The sequence below is a fragment of the Caulobacter sp. GW821-FHT10A06 genome (assembly GCF_059415805.1).
This window is the reverse complement of the sequence record NZ_JBWKNY010000005.1, coordinates 268,966-286,383: the sequence shown is the minus strand read 5'-3', so window position 1 is coordinate 286,383 and position 17,418 is coordinate 268,966. Positions and strand designations below refer to the sequence as shown.

Genomic DNA, 17,418 nt, shown 5'->3' with positions numbered 1-17,418 from the left:
ACGATGAGCAAGTTCCCCGACTTCACTACGATCGACTTTGCCGAGGTCGCTTCGGCGCCCGCTCCCGAAGGCGAAGCCTGGAACACGCCCGAAGGCGTCGCGGTCGCGCCGGCCTATAACGCCGACGACGCGGCGGGCCTGGACTTCACCGGCGGCTATCCTGGCGTCGCGCCCTATGTGCGTGGCCCCTACCCGACCATGTACGTGACCAATCCGTGGACGGTGCGGCAGTACGCGGGCTTCTCGACCGCCGAGGACTCCAACGCCTTCTACCGCCGCAATCTGGCCGCCGGTCAGATGGGCCTGTCGGTGGCCTTCGACCTGGCCACCCACCGCGGCTATGACAGCGACCACGAGCGGGTGAAGGGCGATGTCGGCATGGCCGGCGTGGCCATCGACTCGATCCTGGACATGCGCACGCTCTTCAGCGGCATCCCGCTCGACAAGATGAGCGTGTCGATGACCATGAACGGCGCGGTGCTGCCGATCCTGGCGCTCTACATCGTCGCGGCCGAGGAACAGGGCGTCACGCCCGACAAGCTGTCGGGGACGATCCAGAACGACATCCTCAAAGAGTTCATGGTGCGGAACACCTACATCTATCCGCCCGCGCCCTCGATGCGGATCATCTCGGACATCTTCGCCTTCACCTCGGCGAACATGCCCAAGTTCAACTCGATCTCGATCAGCGGCTATCACATGCAGGAGGCCGGAGCGACGGCCGACCTGGAGCTGGCCTACACCCTGGCCGACGGCATCGAATACGCCCGGGCCGGCGTCGCGGCGGGCATGAGCATCGACGTCTTCGCGCCGCGCCTGTCGTTCTTCTGGGCGATCGGCATGAACTACTTCATGGAGGTCGCGAAGATGCGCGCGGCCCGCCTGCTGTGGGCTCGCCTGATGAAGCGCGAGTTTGAACCCAAGGACGACCGCTCGCTGTCCTTGCGCACCCACAGCCAGACCAGCGGCTGGTCGCTGGCGGCCCAGGACGTGTTCAACAACGTCTCGCGCACCTGCGTCGAGGCCATGGCCGCTGTGAACGGCCAGACCCAGAGCCTGCACACCAACGCCCTGGACGAAGCCCTGGCCCTGCCGACCGACTTCTCGGCCCGCATCGCCCGCAACACCCAGCTGTTCCTGCAGATGGAAAGCGGCACCACCCGCGTCGCCGACCCGTGGGGCGGCAGCTACTACGTCGAGCGCCTGACCCACGACCTGGCCCAAAAGGCCCTGGCCCACATCGAGGAGGTCGAGGCCGCCGGCGGCATGGCCAAGGCCATCGAGCAAGGCATCCCCAAGCTGCGCATCGAGGAAGCCGCCGCCAAGACCCAGGCCCGCATCGACGCCAATCGCCAGAGCGTGGTCGGCGTCAATCGCTACAAGCCCGAGGTCGAGGACGTGATCCCGATGCTCAAGGTCGACAACGGCTCGGTCCGCGCCCAGCAGCTGGAAAAGCTGGAGCGCCTGAAGGCCGAGCGTGATCCGGCCGCGACCGAGGCGGCGCTGAAGGCGCTGGAGGACGGCGCGCGTGGGACTGGCAACCTGCTGGCCCTGGCCGTCGACGCCGCCCGCGCCAAGGCCACGGTCGGCGAGATCAGCATGGCCATGGAGAAGGTCTTTGGCCGCCACCGCGCCGTGATCAAGGCGATCGAAGGCGTCTACGGCAAGGAAGCCGGCGCCGACCCCAAGACCGCCCGCGCCCGCGCCATGGTCGCCGCCTTCCGCGAAGCCCATGGCGGCCCGCCGTGCATCATGGTCGCCAAGATGGGCCAGGACGGCCACGATCGCGGCCAGAAGGTGATCTCCAGCGCCTTCGCCGACCTGGGCTTCCAGGTCGAGATCGGGCCGCTGTTCCAGACCCCGGCCGAGGCCGCCGACGAAGCCATCGCCGCCGGGGTCCATGTGGTCGGCGCGTCATCGCTGGCGGCGGGCCACCTGACCCTGGTGCCTGAACTGAAGGCCGAACTGGCCAAGCGCGACCGCTCCGACATCGTCGTGGTGGTCGGCGGCGTGATCCCGCCCCAGGACTTCCAGGCCCTGCTGGACGCCGGCGCCGCCAGCATCTTCCCGCCCGGCACGGTCATCGCCGAGGCGGCCATCGAGGTGCTGGAGAAGCTGAACGTGCAGCTGGGCTACAGCCAAGGCACGGCGGCGTAGCGGCTCGCTAGCCGCCCTTCTTGCGCCCGAACAGGCCGCGCCGTTTCTTCGACCGCTCCACGGCGATCTCTTCGGGAAGCCCGTGGCGGGCCTCGATGTCTTTCTGCAGCGCCTTGGCGGCCATCAGGTGGCCGGGGAACAGGGTGTCGACCAGCCAGCCGGCGACCGGCACGGTGTCGGACAGGTTGTCGGCCGCGAGATAGGCCGCCATCCGCGCCAGGGTGCCGGCGGTAGCGCCGCCCTGGAAGGCTTGGAACATCAGGAGTGCGCCCGCACCCAGGCCGTAGGCCAGGCCCACGCCCGGCACCCAGGCCAGCACGCCGTCGAGGCCGATGCCGAAGGGCCCGACCCCGATCAGCCGGTCGGACAGGCGCTTGATCGTTTCGGCCGAGCGCCAGGCGCGATGGGCCTTGGCGCGACGGCCTTCATGCCGATCCGAATAGCCGGAGGTGAGCGAAAGATCGTCGGTCATGTTTGGCTCAACGCTCCGCTCCGTACCTCGTTGCTATCGGACGATCAGCCCAGGAACACGACCCGGCGGCGTTCCTTGCCCTGCTGGATGCGGGCCAGCAGGTCACGATACTCCTGAGTGGCCTGCACGTCCTTGCGCGAGCCCTCGAAATAGATCGTGTCGTCCATGTGCTTGGTCAGCATGTCGGCCGACCACTTGTGGCCGGTGAACAGCACGTCGACCGCCTTGCCGGCCACCGGGATCGAGCCGGCGACGGTGTCGATCAGGATGATGGCCACGATCTGGATGACGATCATCGGTGCGGCGCGGGCCCGCACGGCCTCCAGTACGATCAGGCCGCCAGCCCCCAGGCTGTACAGCTCGCCCGCCCCCGGGATCCAGGTCAGCAGGCCGTCCAGGCCGATGCCCAGCGGACCGATGCCGACGACGTTGTCGGAGAGCTTCTTCACCCGCTCGACATTGTTGCGGATGTTGTGCAGCTCGATGTGCGACTTCGCGAAGATCACCAGGCGGCTCCGGACACGGTAAACGCGGGCAATCTGCCTGAAGCCCGGCCGTGCAGGAAGGGCAAAGGCCTGAGATTCCCCCGCCAGGCGAACCTCGTGATCGAAAGTATCGCTTTCCGGGGGAGCCCCTCGCGAACGGCGGCGTTTGCGCCTAAGTTAACCGTGCCGTGCGCCAGGATTCCCGGATGCTGATCTCGACCACGCCGTTCATCGAAGGCAATCCCGTCCGGGAGTACAAGGGCGCGATCTATGCCCAGTCGATCCTGGGCGCCAATGTCGTGCTGGACCTGCTGGCGGCGATCCGCGACTTCGTCGGCGGTCACTCCAAGTCGTACGAACGCGTCCTGGCCCGCGCCCGCGAGGACGCGATGAAGAACCTGGTCAAGGAAGCCGAGAAGCTGGGGGCCAACGCCATCCTGGCCGTCGACCTCGACTACAACACCGTCGGCCCCAACGGTTCGATGATGATGGTTTCGGTGTCCGGGACCGCCGTCGTCCTCTAATCGCGGCGGCGCAACAGGCCTTCCAGCATCGCCTTGAAGGTCGGGATGGCCTTCAGCGCGGCGGCTTCCGGATCTTCCGCATTGGCGATCCACAGCGCCGCGTCGGTCGAGGCGCCGCAGACCAGCCGCGCGCCCGCGTCGGCGTCGATGTCGGCGCGCACGATCCCCTCGGCTTGCAGGTGCTCCAGATTGGCGCGGATCGTGGCGATGCAGCCATCGGCGCTGGGCCAGCCGGACGGATCGCCCAGGATCGCCGGGCCGTCGCGCAGCATGATCCGCTGGATGTCCGGCTCCAGCGCCATCTCGATATAGCCGACGTTCTCGGCCACCAGCCCTTCCCAGCGCGAGGGCATGGCCGCCGCGATCGCTGACAGCCGCTCGGCCATCTCGGCGTCGATCTGCAAGACCACAGCCTCCAGCAGGCCCTTCTTGTCGCCGAAGTGGTGGTAAAGCGCCCCTCGAGTGAGGCCTGCCTCGGCGGTGAAGTCGTCCATCGAGGCCTCGGCATAGCCCTTCTCGCCAAAGGCCTTGCGGGCCGTGGCGATCAGCTTGGCGCGGGTCTCCGCGATCATCTCGGGGCGCGATCGGCGCGACATGACGGACCTCGATAAACGCCCTGGAGCGTAGTTGACATACGACACGTATGTCACCACCTGCGATAACATACGAGGCGTATGTATGTCTGCCAAAGACGTCGCGCCAACAGGAGGCAGGGACCGTGTCGAACCCCTATCGCGAGATCTTCCAGGCGCCCGGAACCAAGGGTTTCGCCGCCGCGGGGTTCGCCGCGCGCCTGCCCATCGCCATGGCCCCGATCGGCATCGTCACCATGCTTTCGCAGGCCAAGGGCGGCTACTGGCTGGCGGGCGCGGTCGCGGCGACCTTCACCCTGACCAACGCCATTCTGGCGCCGCAGATCTCGCGGCTGGTCGACCGCCATGGCCAGAGCCGGCTGCTGGTCCCCGCGACCATGATCGCCGTCGTCGCTTTCACCCTGCTGATCCTGGCCACCCACCTGGACTGGCCCGCCTGGACGCTGTTCGGCTCGGCCCTGCTGGCCGCCGCCATGCCCAGCATGCCGGCCATGGTGCGGGCGCGCTGGACCGAGGTGTTCCGCGACACGCCGCAGCTGAACACCGCCTTCGCCTTCGAGTCCGCCGCCGACGAGCTGGTCTATATCGCCGGCGCGTCACTGTCGGTGGGCCTGAGCGTGGCGCTGTTCCCCGAGGCCGGGGTGCTGATCTCGACCCTGTTCCTGGCCGCCGGCATGACCGCGTTCGTGCTGCAAAAGGCCACCGAGCCCAAGGTGCGCGCGGTCGACGGCGTCCCGCACCGCTCGGCCATCACCCTGCCGGCCGTCCAGATCATCACCGCGGCCCTGGTTTTTGTCGGCGCGATCTTCGCCACGGCCGAGGTCAGCACCGTGGCCCTGACCAAGGACCTGGGCCAGCCCGGCGCGGCCAGCCTGGTCATCGGGGTCTACGCCATCGGCTCGTTCGTGGTCGGCCTGGTCGTCGGCGCCCTGAACCTGCGCGCGCCGCTGAACCGTCAGCTGCTGGTCGCCCTCGCCGTGCTGCTGGTCACCACCCTGCCCCTGCTTGCCGCCAACAGCGTCGTGACCTTGGCCGGCGCGATCTTCCTCAGCGGCGTGGCCATCTCGCCGACCTTCATCACCGCCTTCGGCCTGGTCGAGCGTCGCGTGCCGGCCGAGGTGCTGACCGAGGGCGTGACCTGGGTGATGACCGGGATCGGCATCGGCATGGCCCTGGGCGCCTTCGTGGCCGGCTGGATGGTCGACAGCTTCGGCGCGCACAACGGCTTCTGGGTCTCGATCGTGGCGGCCAGCGCGGCCCTGGCGATCGTCGGGCTGGGGCAGCGGGTTCTAGCGCGGCCGGTCTAAGCCCAGCCGTTCGACCACGCTGCTGGTCGACGCGCCGCGCGGGAACACGGCCCACTCGCGCGGCGCCGAGGCCTTTACAGCCACGACCGCCCCCTTGGGACAGACGTCCAGGCAGTCGACCTCGATCACGGCGGCGCTGGCCTTGCGGCCCTTGCCCTTGGCCCCGATCGCCTTGCGCAGCACCTTGGCCAGCTTCTGATCGCCGTCGTCGCCGAAGCCGCCTTTCAGTTTCTTCGAGCACTTGCGGCACACCAGCACCACTTCGCTCCAGTCGGCCTTCACGCGCTTGATCGGCTTCTCGCTCATGACCTGAAGATGGGAACGGTGCTAGGAGGGCGCCATGGCTCGCAAACTCACCGCCAAAGTCGTCAAAGATCCTACCGCCGAGGCGGACCGCGCCTGGTTCGAGGCCAATCCCGAGCGACGCTTCCGCCTGCGTGATCCGGCCCCGGTCGAGTTCAAGGACCCGCTGGGCGATCCCGGCGACGGCTTCTCGTGGCGCGTGCTGATCGCCCGTCTGCACGACGGCGGCCGCCTGCGCCTGCCCGTCTCGCTGTCGTGGGAGCTGCACAACGACCACGCCAAGGATCAGCACCTGCAGATCCTGTTCGACCAGGTCGCCCCGCCCGAGGCCAAGGCCCGCCTGGGCTAGTCCTCGCGCACCCACAGTAGGGCCAGCATCCGCCAGCCCTCGCGCGTGCGCAGCAGCAGGGCGCGGTCGGCATAGGTCGCGCCTGAAGCCGACTTGAACGTCCAGGTCGCCGCGCCTAGGTCGCCCCGCCCCTCTTCCGCCCGCGCGACCACGGTCTGTTTCGACGGATAGTTCGTCCGCGCCCGCACGGCATAGCGCGCCTGCCAGTCGGCTACCGAGGCGGCGACCATCTGTTCGTCGTCAAGGGTAATGACCAGGGCGCGAGGATCGACCGCTTGGGCCAACTCGGCGGCGTTCCAGCCGGCGTCGGATTTCAGCTTCAGGTCTACGGCCGTCCGCACCCCATCAGCTGCCTCCAGCGGGCTGTCAGGACCGACCACCCGGCCGACGATGCGCCAGCGGCACTCCAGCCGAACCCACAGGGTGTAGTCTCGTTTCGCGGCGCCGGTTTGCGTCCACCGCGCCGTGACGATCGCCGTGCGCGGGCCTTCGCTAACGACCTGTGTCGTGAGGTCCGGCGCGGGCTGAGCAGGCGCGGCCTTCCAGGCAGAACGGGTCTGGCCGACGACCTCGCCGCCCTCCATCGCATAGACGACGGTCGAGGGCTGGACCCGGGCCACGATCGCGGCGGCGTCGCCGGCGCGGAAGGCCTGCTCATAGGCGGCCATGGCGGCCGGAAGAGTCTCGCATGCGTCGATCATGAGCCAAGCCTAGCAGCCCCGCCCCGTTCGGGAATTTCGAAGATCGCGCCTCATCGTTTCGCCAGATGGATGCTGGCGATCCCGCTGCGGATCGCGCACCTTCACCGCCATGATCCGCACCGTCCTCCTGTGGGCCCTGGTGCTGGCCGTCGGCGCCTTCGGGCTGCAGTGGCTGGAGTACCGGTTCCTGGTCCGCGCCTTTTCCTGGCAGGTCTATGTCGGGCTGATCGGCGTCGCCTTCGCGGCGGGTGGGGTCTGGATCGGCTGGAGACTAGCGGCGCGGGCGCGGCCCGAGACCTTCGCCCGCAACGACGCGGCCCTCGCGTCGCTGGGCCTCACGGGCCAGGAGGTGAAGGTGCTGGAGCGCCTGGCCGCCGGCCGCTCCAACAAGGAGATCGCCCGCGATCTCGGCCTCTCGCCCAATACCGTGAAGACCCACGTGACCAACCTCTACGGCAAGCTGGAGGTCAGTCGTCGCACCCAGGCCGTGGGCAAGGCGCGCGAGCTGGCGCTGATCCCCTGAAACCGGTCGAATTCACCCGTTCGGGTGATACCGTTCCTGGCCGCGAACCCGGCAGTCTAGCGGTGCGTCGCAGGGGGCGGCGCGGAGGAGGAACCCTATGCAACGCACCATCCTGACCTACGGCCTGATCGCGGGTCCGTTCATCATCCTGGGCATGATCGGCACGATGATGCTGCCCGCCCATCTGCAGAAGCACTGCCTGTGGCTGGGCTATCTGATCATGCTGATCGGACTGTCTGCGGTGCTGCTGGCGATCAAGACCCACCGCGACAAGGCGCTGGGCGGGGTCATCAAGTTCTGGCCCGCCTTCCTGATCGGCCTGGGCGTGGTCGCCGTCGCCAGCGTGGCCTATGTGGCGACCTGGGAGGTCTATCTGGCCGTCACCCACTACCGCTTCATGGACGAGTTCACGGCCCAGGCCCTGGAGGCCAAGCGCGCCGCCGGCGTCACCGGCCCGGCCTATGACAAGGCCGTCGCCGAGATGGCGCAGATGAAGGCGAACTACGCCAAGCTCTGGTACCGCCTGCCGATGACCTTCGCCGAGATCTTCCCGGTCGGCCTGCTGGTCGCCCTGGCCAGCGCCGCCCTGCTGCGCAATCCAAAGTTCCTGCCGGCGCGGGCCTAGACCTTCATCACCCGCACCGCCATCCACGGCCGACCGGGCAGCGCCACGGTCGGCCGCTGGGGGTCGTGCAGATAGTAGGCATCCTTCTTGGCCATGACGAACTCGCCCTCGACCGGGGTGATGGTCATGTTCCAGGTGTCTAGCACGTCGACCTTGAAACGCTCGCCGCCGGTCAACTCGTCCTTCGGCAGGTCCAGCGCCCACTGGGTCGGCGCGGTCTCGCCGAAGTAACGCAGGTAGTACGCGCCCGCCTTGCCGCCCAGGTGCTGGTCCCAGGTGCGGTCGATGGGATCCAGCCCCGGCGTCGGACCGGCCTCCAGCACCGCCTTCAGGAAGGCCAGGCGCGGGACACTGTGGCCGGTGAAGCGGCCGCCCTTGGCCGTCCAGCGCACGCCCTCCTTGAAGACCTCGCCGTGGCCGACATAGGTCCCTGCCACCGTGCCATGCCAGAACCGCTGGACCAGGTCCTCGGCGCTCAGATCGCCCCAGCGCTTGTCCAGGTCGCCCTCGTAGCGGACCTCGTCGAAGATCACCGGCTTGCGCCAGACGTCGCGATAGATCTGGGCCCGGCTGTCATCCATCACCGCCGCGCCGTGCTGGACGCTGGCGTGGCTGATCCACGGCCGGCCATAGTCGTAGAGGTCGCGCCAGTTGTGGATCGAGCACAGGCGGCCGTATGGGTCCTCGGCTTGGATCAGCTGACCGATGCGCTCGAAGTCGGCGACCGACTTGGCCTTCACCAGGTCCCACTCGTTGGCCAGCGACCACCAGACGTTCGAGAAGGCTGCGAACCGCGCGACCATGTAGCGGACGTAGCGGTCGTCCCGCGCCGGCGTCATGGCGTGCCAGCCGGTCTTTTCGTCATAGGGATGGAACAGGATCAGGTCGGCCTGGACGTCGATCTCGCCGAGACGCCGGACGCGGTCCTCCAGCATCCGGAAATAGGCGGGGTTCGGACGGTCGTAGTCCCAGCCCTCGCCGGCTTTCTCGAACGGATGGATCGGCTCGCCCGCCACGTTCGGGAAGACGCACATGCGCATCTTGTTGAACGGCGAGGCCTTCAGGGTCGCCAGGGTCTCGGCGCACAAGGCGTCGCTCTGCTGGGCCCAGGAATAGGCGGTGGTGCCGACCTGGCGGTAGGGCGTCCCGTCGGCATGGGCGAAGTGGAAACCGGCGACAATCTTCAGCGGGCCGTGGTCGCGCGGCGCGATGGCGGTCACAGCGCCAACCTGGCCGTTCAGCGCCTTGGCCGGACTGGTCGTCCGCCAGCGCCACACGCCTTCAGTCGGCGGGCTGAAACGCAGGTGCCAAGTCCCCTCCCCGTCGTAGAAGCCGCGCACCTTGAGGGTAGTCTTGCCGTCGGTGAAGGTCGCGGTCAGGGCGACGTCGAACGGGTTGCCGGACGTCGTCGCCTTCAGCGTGATCTCGTGGACGCCCCAGCGGGGAACGGTGGGCGAAGCAGCCAGAGCGGGCGCGGCGAGAGCGGCGAGGCCAAGGCCCGTGGCGGCGCGGCGGGTTAGGGAAAGCGAACGCATGGCCGCAGTAGCGCGGCCATGCTCGGATTCCGCAATCCCTTTAAGCCGCCTGCAGCTGCTGCTTGACGCGTTCGGCCAGGGTCTTGATGTCGATCGGCTTGGGCAGGAAGGTCACGCCCGTCTCGCCTTCCAGCAGGTCGCTGAACTCGGCCTCGGCATAGCCCGAGATGAACATCACCGGCGCGGCGCCCAGATAGACGCGGGCCTTCTTGAGCAGGGTCGGGCCATCGATGCCGGGCATGATCACGTCGGAGATCAAGAGGTCGATCGTGCCAGCGTTTTCCTCGGCGATGATCAGGGCCTCCTCGCCGTCGGCGGCTTCCAAAACCTCGTAGCCGCGGGCGCGCAGCAGGCGGGCGGCGACGCTGCGGACGGCGTCCTCGTCCTCGACGAACAGGATGCGGCCGGCGCCCGACAGGTCGCGGGCGGCGCGCGGCTTGACCGGCTCGGCCTTGGCCGCGGCCTGGGCGGCGGCGACGGCCGGCGGCGCGTCGTAGATCGGCAGGAAGATGCGGAACGCCGCGCCCTCACCCGGACGGCTGTGAACGTGGATCCAGCCGTCGCTCTGCTTGACGATGCCGTACACCGTGGCCAGGCCCAGGCCCGTGCCCTCGCCCACCGGCTTGGTGGTGAAGAACGGGTCGAAGATCTTGCCCATGACGTCGGGCGGAATGCCGGGGCCGTCGTCCGACACCTCGATGAAGGCGCAGTCATTCTCGGCGGCCGGGAAACCCAGCTGGATGGCCTCGTCGCGGGTCAGGCGGGCGGTGCGGATGCGGACGATGCCGCCGCCCTTGGCCGCGCGCACGGCGTCGCGGGCGTTGACGGCCAGGTTCATGACCGCCGTTTCCAGCTGGCTCTTGTCGGCCCGCACCTGCGGCAGGTCACGGCCATAGTCGGTGATCAGCTTGACGTCTTCGCGCAACAGGCGGCGCAGCAGGACCTCGAATTCGCTGATAAGTTCGCCCAGGTCCAGCACCTCGCGCTGAACGGTCTGCTTGCGCGAGAAGGCCAGCAGCTTGCGCACCAGATCGGCGGCGCGCACGCCCGTCTGGCGGATCTCGTTCAGGCCCTCGTACGACGGGTCGCCGACCGGGTGACGGTGCAGCAGCTCGTCCAGGCGCAGCTGGATGGCGGTCAGCAGGTTGTTGAAGTCGTGGGCGACGCCGCCGGCCAGCTGGCCGATGGCCTGCATCTTCTGGGCCTGGGCCAGCTGCAGCTCGACCTGCTTCTGCTCCGACACGTCGATCATGTAGGCCACGACACGACCGTCGGCGCGGTAGAGATAGAGGTGGGCGATCCGGCTGGGATCACGGGCCAGGCGCACCTCGAAGGGGCCGGCGCGGCCTTCGTTCAGGCGGGTCTCGGCCTCGGACCGCGAGGCCGGATCAATCAGGTCGCCGAACACGCCGCCGGCCTGGGCGCCGGTCATGGTGGTCAGGGCGGGGTTGGTCTCCAGGATCCGCGACTTGAAGGGCTCCATGCCCTCCAGCAGGGCCGCGCCGAACGGCGAGGCGCCGGCGAAGGCGTCCAGGGCGTTCTGCGGCGCGGCGGCGCGCTCGACCACCGGCGCAGGGATCGACAGCTCGGCCACCGGCTCGGGCACGTAGATCGGCGCCAGGCGGATCAGCAGACGGCCGCCGACCAGGCGCGAGACCTTGGCCGTGTAGTCGTTTGCGCCGGCCGTCAGCACGCCCTCGGCCAACTGGCCCTTGCGCGCCTGGACCAGGGCGGCGAACAGGCTGGAGCCCGCCGCGCCGCTGGGCAGGCGACGGCTCTCGCCCATGACGTCGCGCCAGGCGGGATTGGCCAGCAGCACGCGACCGTCGGCGCCGGCCAGGGCGGCCGGCTCGCTCAAGGCCTCGATAAAGCCCTCGGCCTGGTCGGAATCGTCACCGCTGGCGCCCGAACCCCGGATGGCCACCAGGCCCAGCACCGCGACGCCGGCCACGCCCAGCAGCAGCAGCAGGCCCGCCAGGGTGGTGGGCCCAGCCTTCAGCGCCGGGGCAGCCGAGAACGCGGCCGCGGCCACGAAAAATATAGCCGCGCCCACCAGCCACGGATCGAAGCGCCGGCGCGACGCGCCGGTCGAAGCTTTGTCCTGGAGCTGAAAATCGGCCATCGGCGGCATTGTTACCTTTGTTACGGCGAAGCAGCGACTCACCCGCAATCGGAGAAAGAATAGCCTTTCCCGAGCGGTAGGTCAGTTTTCGATGATTTGGCTTACAGAGGACGCGCGCGGGCCGGCTGACGCGCCTGCGGCTTCTTGCCGTTCATGATGAAGCTGATGACCTTGGCGACGGCTTCGAAGTGCTCGACGGGGATCTCCTCGTCGACCTCGACACTGGCGTGCAGGGCGCGCGCCAGGGGCGGATCTTCCAGCACGGGCACGCCGTGCTCCTCGGCGATAGCGCGGATTTTCAGGGCCAGCTCATCGACGCCCTTGGCAACGCACAGCGGCGCGGGGGTCTCACCCGGCTCGTACTTCAGCGCCACGGCGTAGTGGGTCGGGTTCATGACGACCACGGTCGCCTTGGGCACGGCCTGCATCATCCGCTGGCGCGAACGCTGCATCTGGATCTGGCGACGCTTGCCCTTGATGTGGGGGTCACCGTCCGACTGCTTGAACTCGTCCTTCACTTCCTGAAGGGTCATCCGCATGCGGTTCATGAAGCGCATGCGCTGGAAGAAGTAGTCGAAGGCGGCGGTGGCGACCAGGAAGATGACCACCATGATCAGCAGCTTCTTGGACAGCTTCAGCGCCTCGGGAATCAGCAGCGAGACGTCCATGCCGACCAGGTTGCGGACCTCGCCGACATTGGGCTTCAGCACCATCCAGGCGATGAAGCCGGTCACGCCGATCTTGACGATCGACTTGGCGAAGTTGACCAGGCCGTCCATGCCGAACAGCCGGCCCAGGCCCTTGAGGAGGTCCAGCTTCTGGAAGTCGGGCTTCAGCTTGTCGGGCGTCAGCATGAAGCCGGTCTGGGCGACATTGGCCACCACGCCCAGCACCGAGGCCACGATCATCACCAGCACCAGCGGCGGCAGGGCGGCCATGACCGCCTGCTTCATGACCAGCATGGCGCCGCCGCTGGACAGTTCGATGGTGCCGGCGTGGGCGATGAATGGATACAGCGCGCTCATCAGGTCGCGCGTCAGCCAGCCGCCGGCGATCAGCAGCACCGAGACCGCGCCGGCCAGCGAGGCCAGCTGCGGGATGTCGGTCGACTTGACGACGTCGCCCTTGGCGCGGGCGTCCGAAAGCTTCTTGGCTGACGGCTCTTCTGTTTTCGACTCTGGATCCTGATCGTCCGCCATCCGGGCCCCCTAGCTGAAAATTCGCAGGAGTTCGGCGTAGCGGTCGGTCCAGACCATGGCGATGCCGCCCAGGGACAGCGCCAGCAGAGACAAGCCCAGGATCACGCTGAGCGGCGAGGCCACCATGAAGATCTGGAAGGCGGGCATGACCCGGCCGACCAGGCCCGTGGCGAGGTTGAAGACCAGAGAGAACACGATCACCGGCGCGGCCAGCTGGACGCCCAGGGTGAACGACTGCGCCACCGTCCGCACGGCCAGGGTGACGGCGTCATTGACCGGCACGGGACGGGTGAACGGGAACAGGGTGTAGGACTTGACGATGGCCCCGATGAACAGGTGATGCAGACCCGTGGCCATCACCAGGGTCAGGCCCATCATCGACAGGAAAGTGGCCACCGCCGTGCTCGAGCCCTGCATCGAGGGGTTCACGCTCTGGGCGAAGCTCAAGGTCGTCTGCATCGAGATGATTTCGCCGGCCGTGGTCAGCGAGGACATGAACAGGCGCAGCACCGAGCCGATCATCAGGCCGATCAGGATCTCGTGGATCACCGCGCCGACCAGGCCGCCCAGGGTGCTCGGGATCGGCGGCACGGTCGGGGCGACCAGCGGCCCCAGGATCAGCGCCATCAACAGGGCGAACGACAGGCGGATGCGCGGCGGCACCGACTGCTCGCCGATGCCGGGCATGGTCATGACCATGGCGGCCACCCGCGAGAACACGAGGGCGCCGACATAGACCTGAAATGCCGTGGCGAAGGAATCCACCGGTTCGGCCCCTGCCCTTCCCTACATGCCCGCGATGCGGGCGGCGATCTGGCGCATGAACCCGCTCATCAGCGCGCCCATCATCGGCAGGAAGATCAGCAGCGAGACGAAGATGGCGACGATCTTGGGAGCGTAGACCAGGGTCTGTTCCTGGATCTGGGTCAGGGCCTGGAACAGACCGATGGCGACGCCGATCACCAGGCCGACGATCAGGCAGGGCGCGCACAGCTGAAGCGTCAGCCAGATCGCGTCCCGGCCGACATCAAGAACCTCTGCGCCCGTCATGCCAAGCCTCGTGGGAATCGGCCGTACTGGCCGCGTTGTTTCGAGGCGTGAAGATGCTCGGAATATGGTTAACGGAGCGTTAGGAGTTGTTACCCGGACGGTCAGAAACGGGGGGCGCGACGGTGGGTCGCGGGGGCGTCACTTGGGTCCTCGCACCTCGACCAGGCGGCCGCCTGAAAAGCGCGCCTCCACCCAGGTTAGCCGCTCGCCCGGGGTTCGGGACCAGCCATGAATCGAGATCAGCTGCTCGTTCTCTGCCTGACACGAAATGTCGAAATGGGAGAACAGCGCCACCCCGTGCAGGGCCTCGTTCCACGTCTTCAAGTCGGCCGTCCGATGTGATCGCTCTATCGCGCTGTACCGCGTGACCTTCACCCAGCCATAGCCTGCGGAAATGTTGAGCCGCACGTTGGTTCCGGGACACAGATAGTGGGCCGACAGCTCCGTGCCCTGCGGCGGACGAAGCTCGACGATGCTCATCGGAATTCGAGTGTCGGCGACCTGGGCCATTGCCAGGGCGGAAACAGCGGCGATCAGCATGGCCTACGAACACCCCTCCCCCTTCATCGCCAGGTCGAACCGTGTCCTGACCGCCGCCGGGTCGCTCCAATCTAGCTTGCAGCCGTGCTCGCGCAGCCAATAGGCGTCCAGGATTACGCTGGACATGCTGTCGGGATGCGTGACCTGACGAGCCACGAAGAACTCCCGCAGAGAACCGCCGCGCCACAGGCCCCAGTTGTTGCGGATCCACATGCCCACGATCATGTGCGTCAGGATCACCTGCTTGGCCGGAAGGGCGGCGAAGCGCTGCTTGGTGTCGGCGCTCCAGTGTTTGTCCAGGCAGCCCATGGCCTGGACCATGTCGGCGGGCGCGCAGGCGGCCATGGCGCGCGACCTTTCCGCCTCGGCGCGGTCCTCGGGGGTCTCGTTCTCGGGATTGGCCTCCAGCCACAGGCTATGGCCATCGCGGTTAGTCATCCCCCCGCCGTTCTTGCCGAACTCGCTGTCCACGAGCGGGGCGTCGGGCGCGGAAACCGCGACCTGTGTCCAGATGAAGTTGTCCGGCCGGCGATAAGGATAGACCGCGCAGACCCCGCCGCCGTCGAAGCGCGTATAGGTCACCACGCCAACCGGGCCGCTGTCGCAGCGGATGTTGATCTTGGCGCCGCCGCGCGGCGTGAAATAGCCGGTGAAGCCGATGCGCTGCTCGGTCTCGGGCTTTGACTTGGGCAGCGTCGCCCACTGGGTCTCGACCCGGTCGCGGATCCGAGCCGCCACCGTGTCGACCGTCTCGGCCCTTGCCGTCCCGGCCAGCGCGAGGACCAGCAGCCAGGTCACCGTCGCCACGTGTCGCATTGTCATCCTGCCCCGGCGCCTAACGTCCCGGAGCGAGACTACAACCTTAAATTATGAGGTCAATTTGTAGTTGTCCGAAGATAAGGCGGGCACACAGGCCCGCCTCCTCAGGATCGGACTAGCGGATGCGGATGCGCACCGGGACCTGGATGTACGAGCCGGCGCGGCTCTTGCCGTCCGGACCCAGCAGGTCGACTTGGAACTGGGAAGCCATCGACAGGGCCGCTTGGCCCACGCCCAGGTCGTTGGGGCTTTCTTCCTGCACGGTGCAGCCGGTCAGATGACCGTCCTGCTTGACCAGGCAGTTCAGCAGGGCGACGGCGACGCGCGGCTCGGAGACCGGGGTCAGCAGCTCGGACGGAGCCTTGGCCGGAGCGGCGTTGGCGAGAGCGGCGGCGAGAGCGAGCGAAGCGATCACGAGTTCATCCCTTACTTTATCTTTTTCCGGCGGCCTCTCTGCCGCCGTGTGTCCTATTTCGGATCAGGCGGCTTGGGCCTGCTTCAGGCGTTGCAGGCCTTGTGCCGCCAGGTCGGTCAGTGAGCGCAGGCCCAGTTCCGAGAAGACGTCGAAGGCGCAGGCCAGGGCCGCGCCGGCGCGGGCCAGGCGGCCATCGTCGCGACCGGTGATCTCGACCCGGGCCTCGTACAGGCGGGCCAGGTTCATCTGGGCCACGGCCCAGCTGGCCGGGTCACGTCCGCCCGGCGCGGCGGCCAGCTCGGCCTTGAAGGCCAGCTCGGCGGCGTCCAGCACGGCCAGGTCGGCGGTCAGCTCGGCGCAGCGGGCCAGGCTGAGGGCGCGGTTGTTGGCGACCACGGCGCGCAGGGCCAGGGCCGGTTGAAGCTTCAGCACCACGGTGGCGCGGTCATAGGCCGAGACGGCCTGCTCGAAAGCGCGCTCGCTGGTCGAGGCCTCGCCCATCGCCTGCATGGCCGCGCCCAGCCAAGCCTGGGCCCGCGCCCAATCCATCGGGCTGTGGTCGGCGGTCAGAACTTCTACCGCGGCGCTCTGGGCCTCGACGCCGTCGGCGATGCGCGACAGCTCGCCGTCCAGCTCGCCCAGCAGCACCAGGGCCTGGCCGCGCAAGCCTTCCAGCCGCGCCCAAGCCAAGGGTTCGAAATCGGGATCCAGCACGCCGGCGGCCGTCTTGGCCTCCGACACGGCCAGCTCGGCCAGGGCGCGATCCTTCAGGCGCTCGCCACAGGCCAGGATCAATTCGATACGCGCGGCGCGCTGGTCGGCCAGCTGCAGACGGGCGTCGCCGCCCTTCACGCGCTTAGCGGCGGCCAGGGCGCGCAGCGGCGCCTCATAGGCCTGGACCGCGGCCAGGGCGCGGTCGACATTGTTCTCGGAGAGGGCCGTGCGGCCTTCAAGGCCAGCGGCCAGCGCGCCACACAGGGCGGTGCGCTGAGCAACCGGCGTGCGCGCCAGGGTCGCCGAGGCGGCGGCCACCAGGCCCTCGTCGCCGAACAGGTCCGCGCCCAGCACGGCCAGCACCGCCTGCTCGCAGCGGGCGGCGGCCAGGGCGTCGTGACGGCGCTCGGTGTCGAAGATCTTCACCGCGGCTTCGGCCTGGGCGGCGCCCTTTCTAAGGGCGGTGGCGTCGCCGCTGCGGCGGGCCAGTTCGCGCCAGACGACGGCGGCTTCCAGCAGACGCACGCCGCGATCCTTGGATCCGATGCGGCCGGCGACCACGTCGGCCGAGCGCGCCTCGTTGGTCAGGAGACGAACATCCAGGAGCTCCAGCAGCGACGTGTCGCCGCCCGTGAGACCTTCCCGCCACGCCCCCTTGAAACCGCCATCGGCATCGACGCCGAACAACCGCTTCAGATCCCGTCCGAACTCGAACATCGCTTCGCGCACTCCGCCTGCGGATCGTCCCACGTCGGGACAGCCCGACGGAGGTTCAACGCGTAATCAGCAAAACCGGAGCCAACGCACTTAACAAGTGGTTAACAGGTGTTTACAGCGCGTTAACCATAAATATTTTCCATATTTTTACATCATGTTCCCAATTTCACCCATATTGGGCGAAGATGTAGTGAACTGGCACACTTCTTGCTTTGACGAATACAAGCAGAGCCACGCAGCGACATGATTTCTTAGAACTTTGTTCACT

20 protein-coding genes are annotated in these 17,418 nt (G+C 68.0%); 6 read left to right on the top strand and 14 right to left on the bottom strand.

The window, feature by feature from the left end; all coding sequences use genetic code 11:
* The first annotated feature begins 3 nt into the window (after positions 1 to 3).
* Positions 4 to 2,157, top strand: a complete 2,154-nt coding sequence (gene scpA / locus AC07NF_RS16110; protein ID WP_494628972.1) for a methylmalonyl-CoA mutase — start codon at positions 4 to 6, stop codon at positions 2,155 to 2,157.
* Between the two features lie 7 nt (positions 2,158 to 2,164).
* On the opposite strand, the gene AC07NF_RS16105 is transcribed toward scpA, so the two are convergent.
* A complete protein-coding gene (locus tag AC07NF_RS16105) occupies positions 2,165 to 2,629 on the bottom strand; it encodes a DUF4112 domain-containing protein (RefSeq protein WP_492812649.1) in 465 nt (154 codons plus the stop codon).
* A 44-nt stretch (positions 2,630 to 2,673) separates the two neighbouring features.
* Entirely contained in the window at positions 2,674 to 3,138 is a 465-nt protein-coding gene (locus AC07NF_RS16100) for a DUF4112 domain-containing protein (RefSeq protein ID WP_494629443.1), read from the bottom strand.
* A gap of 182 nt (positions 3,139 to 3,320) precedes the next feature.
* On the opposite strand from AC07NF_RS16100, the gene AC07NF_RS16095 reads away from it, so the two are divergent.
* Positions 3,321 to 3,638 carry a YbjQ family protein gene (locus AC07NF_RS16095; RefSeq protein WP_291873847.1) on the top strand — a complete coding sequence of 106 codons (318 nt, stop codon included), beginning with the start codon at positions 3,321 to 3,323 and terminating at the stop codon, positions 3,636 to 3,638.
* Here AC07NF_RS16095 and AC07NF_RS16090 read toward each other — a convergent pair.
* Complete coding sequence (locus tag AC07NF_RS16090) at positions 3,635 to 4,234, bottom strand: TetR/AcrR family transcriptional regulator (protein ID WP_494628973.1); 600 nt, start codon at positions 4,232 to 4,234, stop codon at positions 3,635 to 3,637. The genes AC07NF_RS16095 and AC07NF_RS16090 overlap by 4 nt on opposite strands.
* Before the next feature lie 122 nt (positions 4,235 to 4,356).
* On the opposite strand from AC07NF_RS16090, the gene AC07NF_RS16085 reads away from it, so the two are divergent.
* Positions 4,357 to 5,538, top strand: a complete 1,182-nt coding sequence (locus tag AC07NF_RS16085) for an MFS transporter (protein WP_494628974.1) — start codon at positions 4,357 to 4,359, stop codon at positions 5,536 to 5,538.
* Here the strand turns inward: AC07NF_RS16085 and AC07NF_RS16080 are convergent.
* Positions 5,521 to 5,844 (bottom strand): (2Fe-2S) ferredoxin domain-containing protein, encoded by a 324-nt coding sequence (locus tag AC07NF_RS16080; RefSeq protein ID WP_494628975.1) that lies wholly within the window; start codon positions 5,842 to 5,844, stop codon positions 5,521 to 5,523. The two genes, AC07NF_RS16085 and AC07NF_RS16080, sit on opposite strands and share 18 nt — an antisense overlap.
* 34 nt (positions 5,845 to 5,878) lie before the next feature.
* On the opposite strand from AC07NF_RS16080, the gene AC07NF_RS16075 reads away from it, so the two are divergent.
* On the top strand, positions 5,879 to 6,190 hold the full coding sequence (locus AC07NF_RS16075) for a hypothetical protein (protein WP_494628976.1): 312 nt from the start codon (positions 5,879 to 5,881) through the stop codon (positions 6,188 to 6,190).
* On the opposite strand, the gene AC07NF_RS16070 is transcribed toward AC07NF_RS16075, so the two are convergent.
* Complete coding sequence (locus AC07NF_RS16070) at positions 6,187 to 6,891, bottom strand: nuclear transport factor 2 family protein (protein ID WP_494628977.1); 705 nt, start codon at positions 6,889 to 6,891, stop codon at positions 6,187 to 6,189. The genes AC07NF_RS16075 and AC07NF_RS16070 overlap by 4 nt on opposite strands.
* 109 nt (positions 6,892 to 7,000) lie before the next feature.
* Here AC07NF_RS16070 and AC07NF_RS16065 point away from each other — a divergent pair, with 109 nt between their 5' ends.
* Together AC07NF_RS16065 and AC07NF_RS16060 are read left to right on the top strand one after the other, a co-directional pair.
* The gene (locus AC07NF_RS16065; RefSeq protein ID WP_494628978.1) at positions 7,001 to 7,414 is read left to right on the top strand and encodes a helix-turn-helix transcriptional regulator; all 414 of its coding nucleotides are present in this window, start codon (positions 7,001 to 7,003) and stop codon (positions 7,412 to 7,414) included.
* 97 nt (positions 7,415 to 7,511) lie between these two features.
* Positions 7,512 to 8,039: a DUF4199 domain-containing protein gene (locus tag AC07NF_RS16060; RefSeq protein WP_494628979.1), complete on the top strand. Its 528-nt coding sequence runs from the start codon at positions 7,512 to 7,514 to the stop codon at positions 8,037 to 8,039.
* Here the strand turns inward: AC07NF_RS16060 and AC07NF_RS16055 are convergent.
* The 9 genes from AC07NF_RS16055 to AC07NF_RS16015 all read right to left on the bottom strand — a co-directional run bounded on the left by AC07NF_RS16055 (position 8,036) and on the right by AC07NF_RS16015 (position 17,162).
* Positions 8,036 to 9,574 carry a DUF5605 domain-containing protein gene (locus AC07NF_RS16055; RefSeq protein ID WP_494628980.1) on the bottom strand — a complete coding sequence of 513 codons (1,539 nt, stop codon included), beginning with the start codon at positions 9,572 to 9,574 and terminating at the stop codon, positions 8,036 to 8,038. The two genes, AC07NF_RS16060 and AC07NF_RS16055, sit on opposite strands and share 4 nt — an antisense overlap.
* Before the next feature lie 40 nt (positions 9,575 to 9,614).
* On the bottom strand, positions 9,615 to 11,696 hold the full coding sequence (gene cckA / locus AC07NF_RS16050) for a cell cycle histidine kinase CckA (RefSeq protein WP_492812665.1): 2,082 nt from the start codon (positions 11,694 to 11,696) through the stop codon (positions 9,615 to 9,617).
* Between the two features lie 101 nt (positions 11,697 to 11,797).
* The gene (flhB, locus tag AC07NF_RS16045; protein ID WP_494628981.1) at positions 11,798 to 12,895 is read right to left on the bottom strand and encodes a flagellar biosynthesis protein FlhB; all 1,098 of its coding nucleotides are present in this window, start codon (positions 12,893 to 12,895) and stop codon (positions 11,798 to 11,800) included.
* A gap of 9 nt (positions 12,896 to 12,904) precedes the next feature.
* Positions 12,905 to 13,660 carry a flagellar biosynthetic protein FliR gene (gene fliR, locus AC07NF_RS16040; RefSeq protein WP_492812669.1) on the bottom strand — a complete coding sequence of 252 codons (756 nt, stop codon included), beginning with the start codon at positions 13,658 to 13,660 and terminating at the stop codon, positions 12,905 to 12,907.
* 21 nt (positions 13,661 to 13,681) lie between these two features.
* Positions 13,682 to 13,945, bottom strand: coding sequence for a flagellar biosynthesis protein FliQ (gene fliQ, locus AC07NF_RS16035; RefSeq protein ID WP_099580251.1), 264 nt, complete (start codon positions 13,943 to 13,945; stop codon positions 13,682 to 13,684).
* 138 nt (positions 13,946 to 14,083) lie between these two features.
* Positions 14,084 to 14,485, bottom strand: coding sequence for a hypothetical protein (locus AC07NF_RS16030; RefSeq protein WP_492812671.1), 402 nt, complete (start codon positions 14,483 to 14,485; stop codon positions 14,084 to 14,086).
* A 3-nt stretch (positions 14,486 to 14,488) separates the two neighbouring features.
* A complete protein-coding gene (locus AC07NF_RS16025; RefSeq protein ID WP_494628982.1) occupies positions 14,489 to 15,307 on the bottom strand; it encodes a DUF6794 domain-containing protein in 819 nt (272 codons plus the stop codon).
* A 112-nt stretch (positions 15,308 to 15,419) separates the two neighbouring features.
* Entirely contained in the window at positions 15,420 to 15,719 is a 300-nt protein-coding gene (locus AC07NF_RS16020; RefSeq protein WP_494628983.1) for a hypothetical protein, read from the bottom strand.
* Positions 15,720 to 15,782: 63 nt separating this feature from the next.
* A complete protein-coding gene (locus AC07NF_RS16015; protein ID WP_494628984.1) occupies positions 15,783 to 17,162 on the bottom strand; it encodes a hypothetical protein in 1,380 nt (459 codons plus the stop codon).
* Positions 17,163 to 17,418 lie beyond the last annotated feature (256 nt).

What these genes read in the sequence shown, in the direction of transcription:
- scpA (WP_494628972.1), top strand. Translation starts at nt 4, where the DNA reads ATGAGCAAGTTCCCCGACTTCACTACGATCGACTTTGCCGAGGTCGCT.
- AC07NF_RS16105 (WP_492812649.1), bottom strand. Translation starts at nt 2,629, where the DNA reads ATGACCGACGATCTTTCGCTCACCTCCGGCTATTCGGATCGGCATGAA.
- AC07NF_RS16095 (WP_291873847.1), top strand. Translation starts at nt 3,321, where the DNA reads ATGCTGATCTCGACCACGCCGTTCATCGAAGGCAATCCCGTCCGGGAG.
- AC07NF_RS16090 (WP_494628973.1), bottom strand. Translation starts at nt 4,234, where the DNA reads ATGTCGCGCCGATCGCGCCCCGAGATGATCGCGGAGACCCGCGCCAAG.
- AC07NF_RS16080 (WP_494628975.1), bottom strand. Translation starts at nt 5,844, where the DNA reads ATGAGCGAGAAGCCGATCAAGCGCGTGAAGGCCGACTGGAGCGAAGTG.
- AC07NF_RS16075 (WP_494628976.1), top strand. Translation starts at nt 5,879, where the DNA reads ATGGCTCGCAAACTCACCGCCAAAGTCGTCAAAGATCCTACCGCCGAG.
- AC07NF_RS16070 (WP_494628977.1), bottom strand. Translation starts at nt 6,891, where the DNA reads ATGATCGACGCATGCGAGACTCTTCCGGCCGCCATGGCCGCCTATGAG.
- AC07NF_RS16065 (WP_494628978.1), top strand. Translation starts at nt 7,001, where the DNA reads ATGATCCGCACCGTCCTCCTGTGGGCCCTGGTGCTGGCCGTCGGCGCC.
- AC07NF_RS16060 (WP_494628979.1), top strand. Translation starts at nt 7,512, where the DNA reads ATGCAACGCACCATCCTGACCTACGGCCTGATCGCGGGTCCGTTCATC.
- AC07NF_RS16055 (WP_494628980.1), bottom strand. Translation starts at nt 9,574, where the DNA reads ATGCGTTCGCTTTCCCTAACCCGCCGCGCCGCCACGGGCCTTGGCCTC.
- cckA (WP_492812665.1), bottom strand. Translation starts at nt 11,696, where the DNA reads ATGGCCGATTTTCAGCTCCAGGACAAAGCTTCGACCGGCGCGTCGCGC.
- flhB (WP_494628981.1), bottom strand. Translation starts at nt 12,895, where the DNA reads ATGGCGGACGATCAGGATCCAGAGTCGAAAACAGAAGAGCCGTCAGCC.
- fliQ (WP_099580251.1), bottom strand. Translation starts at nt 13,945, where the DNA reads ATGACGGGCGCAGAGGTTCTTGATGTCGGCCGGGACGCGATCTGGCTG.
- AC07NF_RS16030 (WP_492812671.1), bottom strand. Translation starts at nt 14,485, where the DNA reads ATGCTGATCGCCGCTGTTTCCGCCCTGGCAATGGCCCAGGTCGCCGAC.
- AC07NF_RS16025 (WP_494628982.1), bottom strand. Translation starts at nt 15,307, where the DNA reads ATGACAATGCGACACGTGGCGACGGTGACCTGGCTGCTGGTCCTCGCG.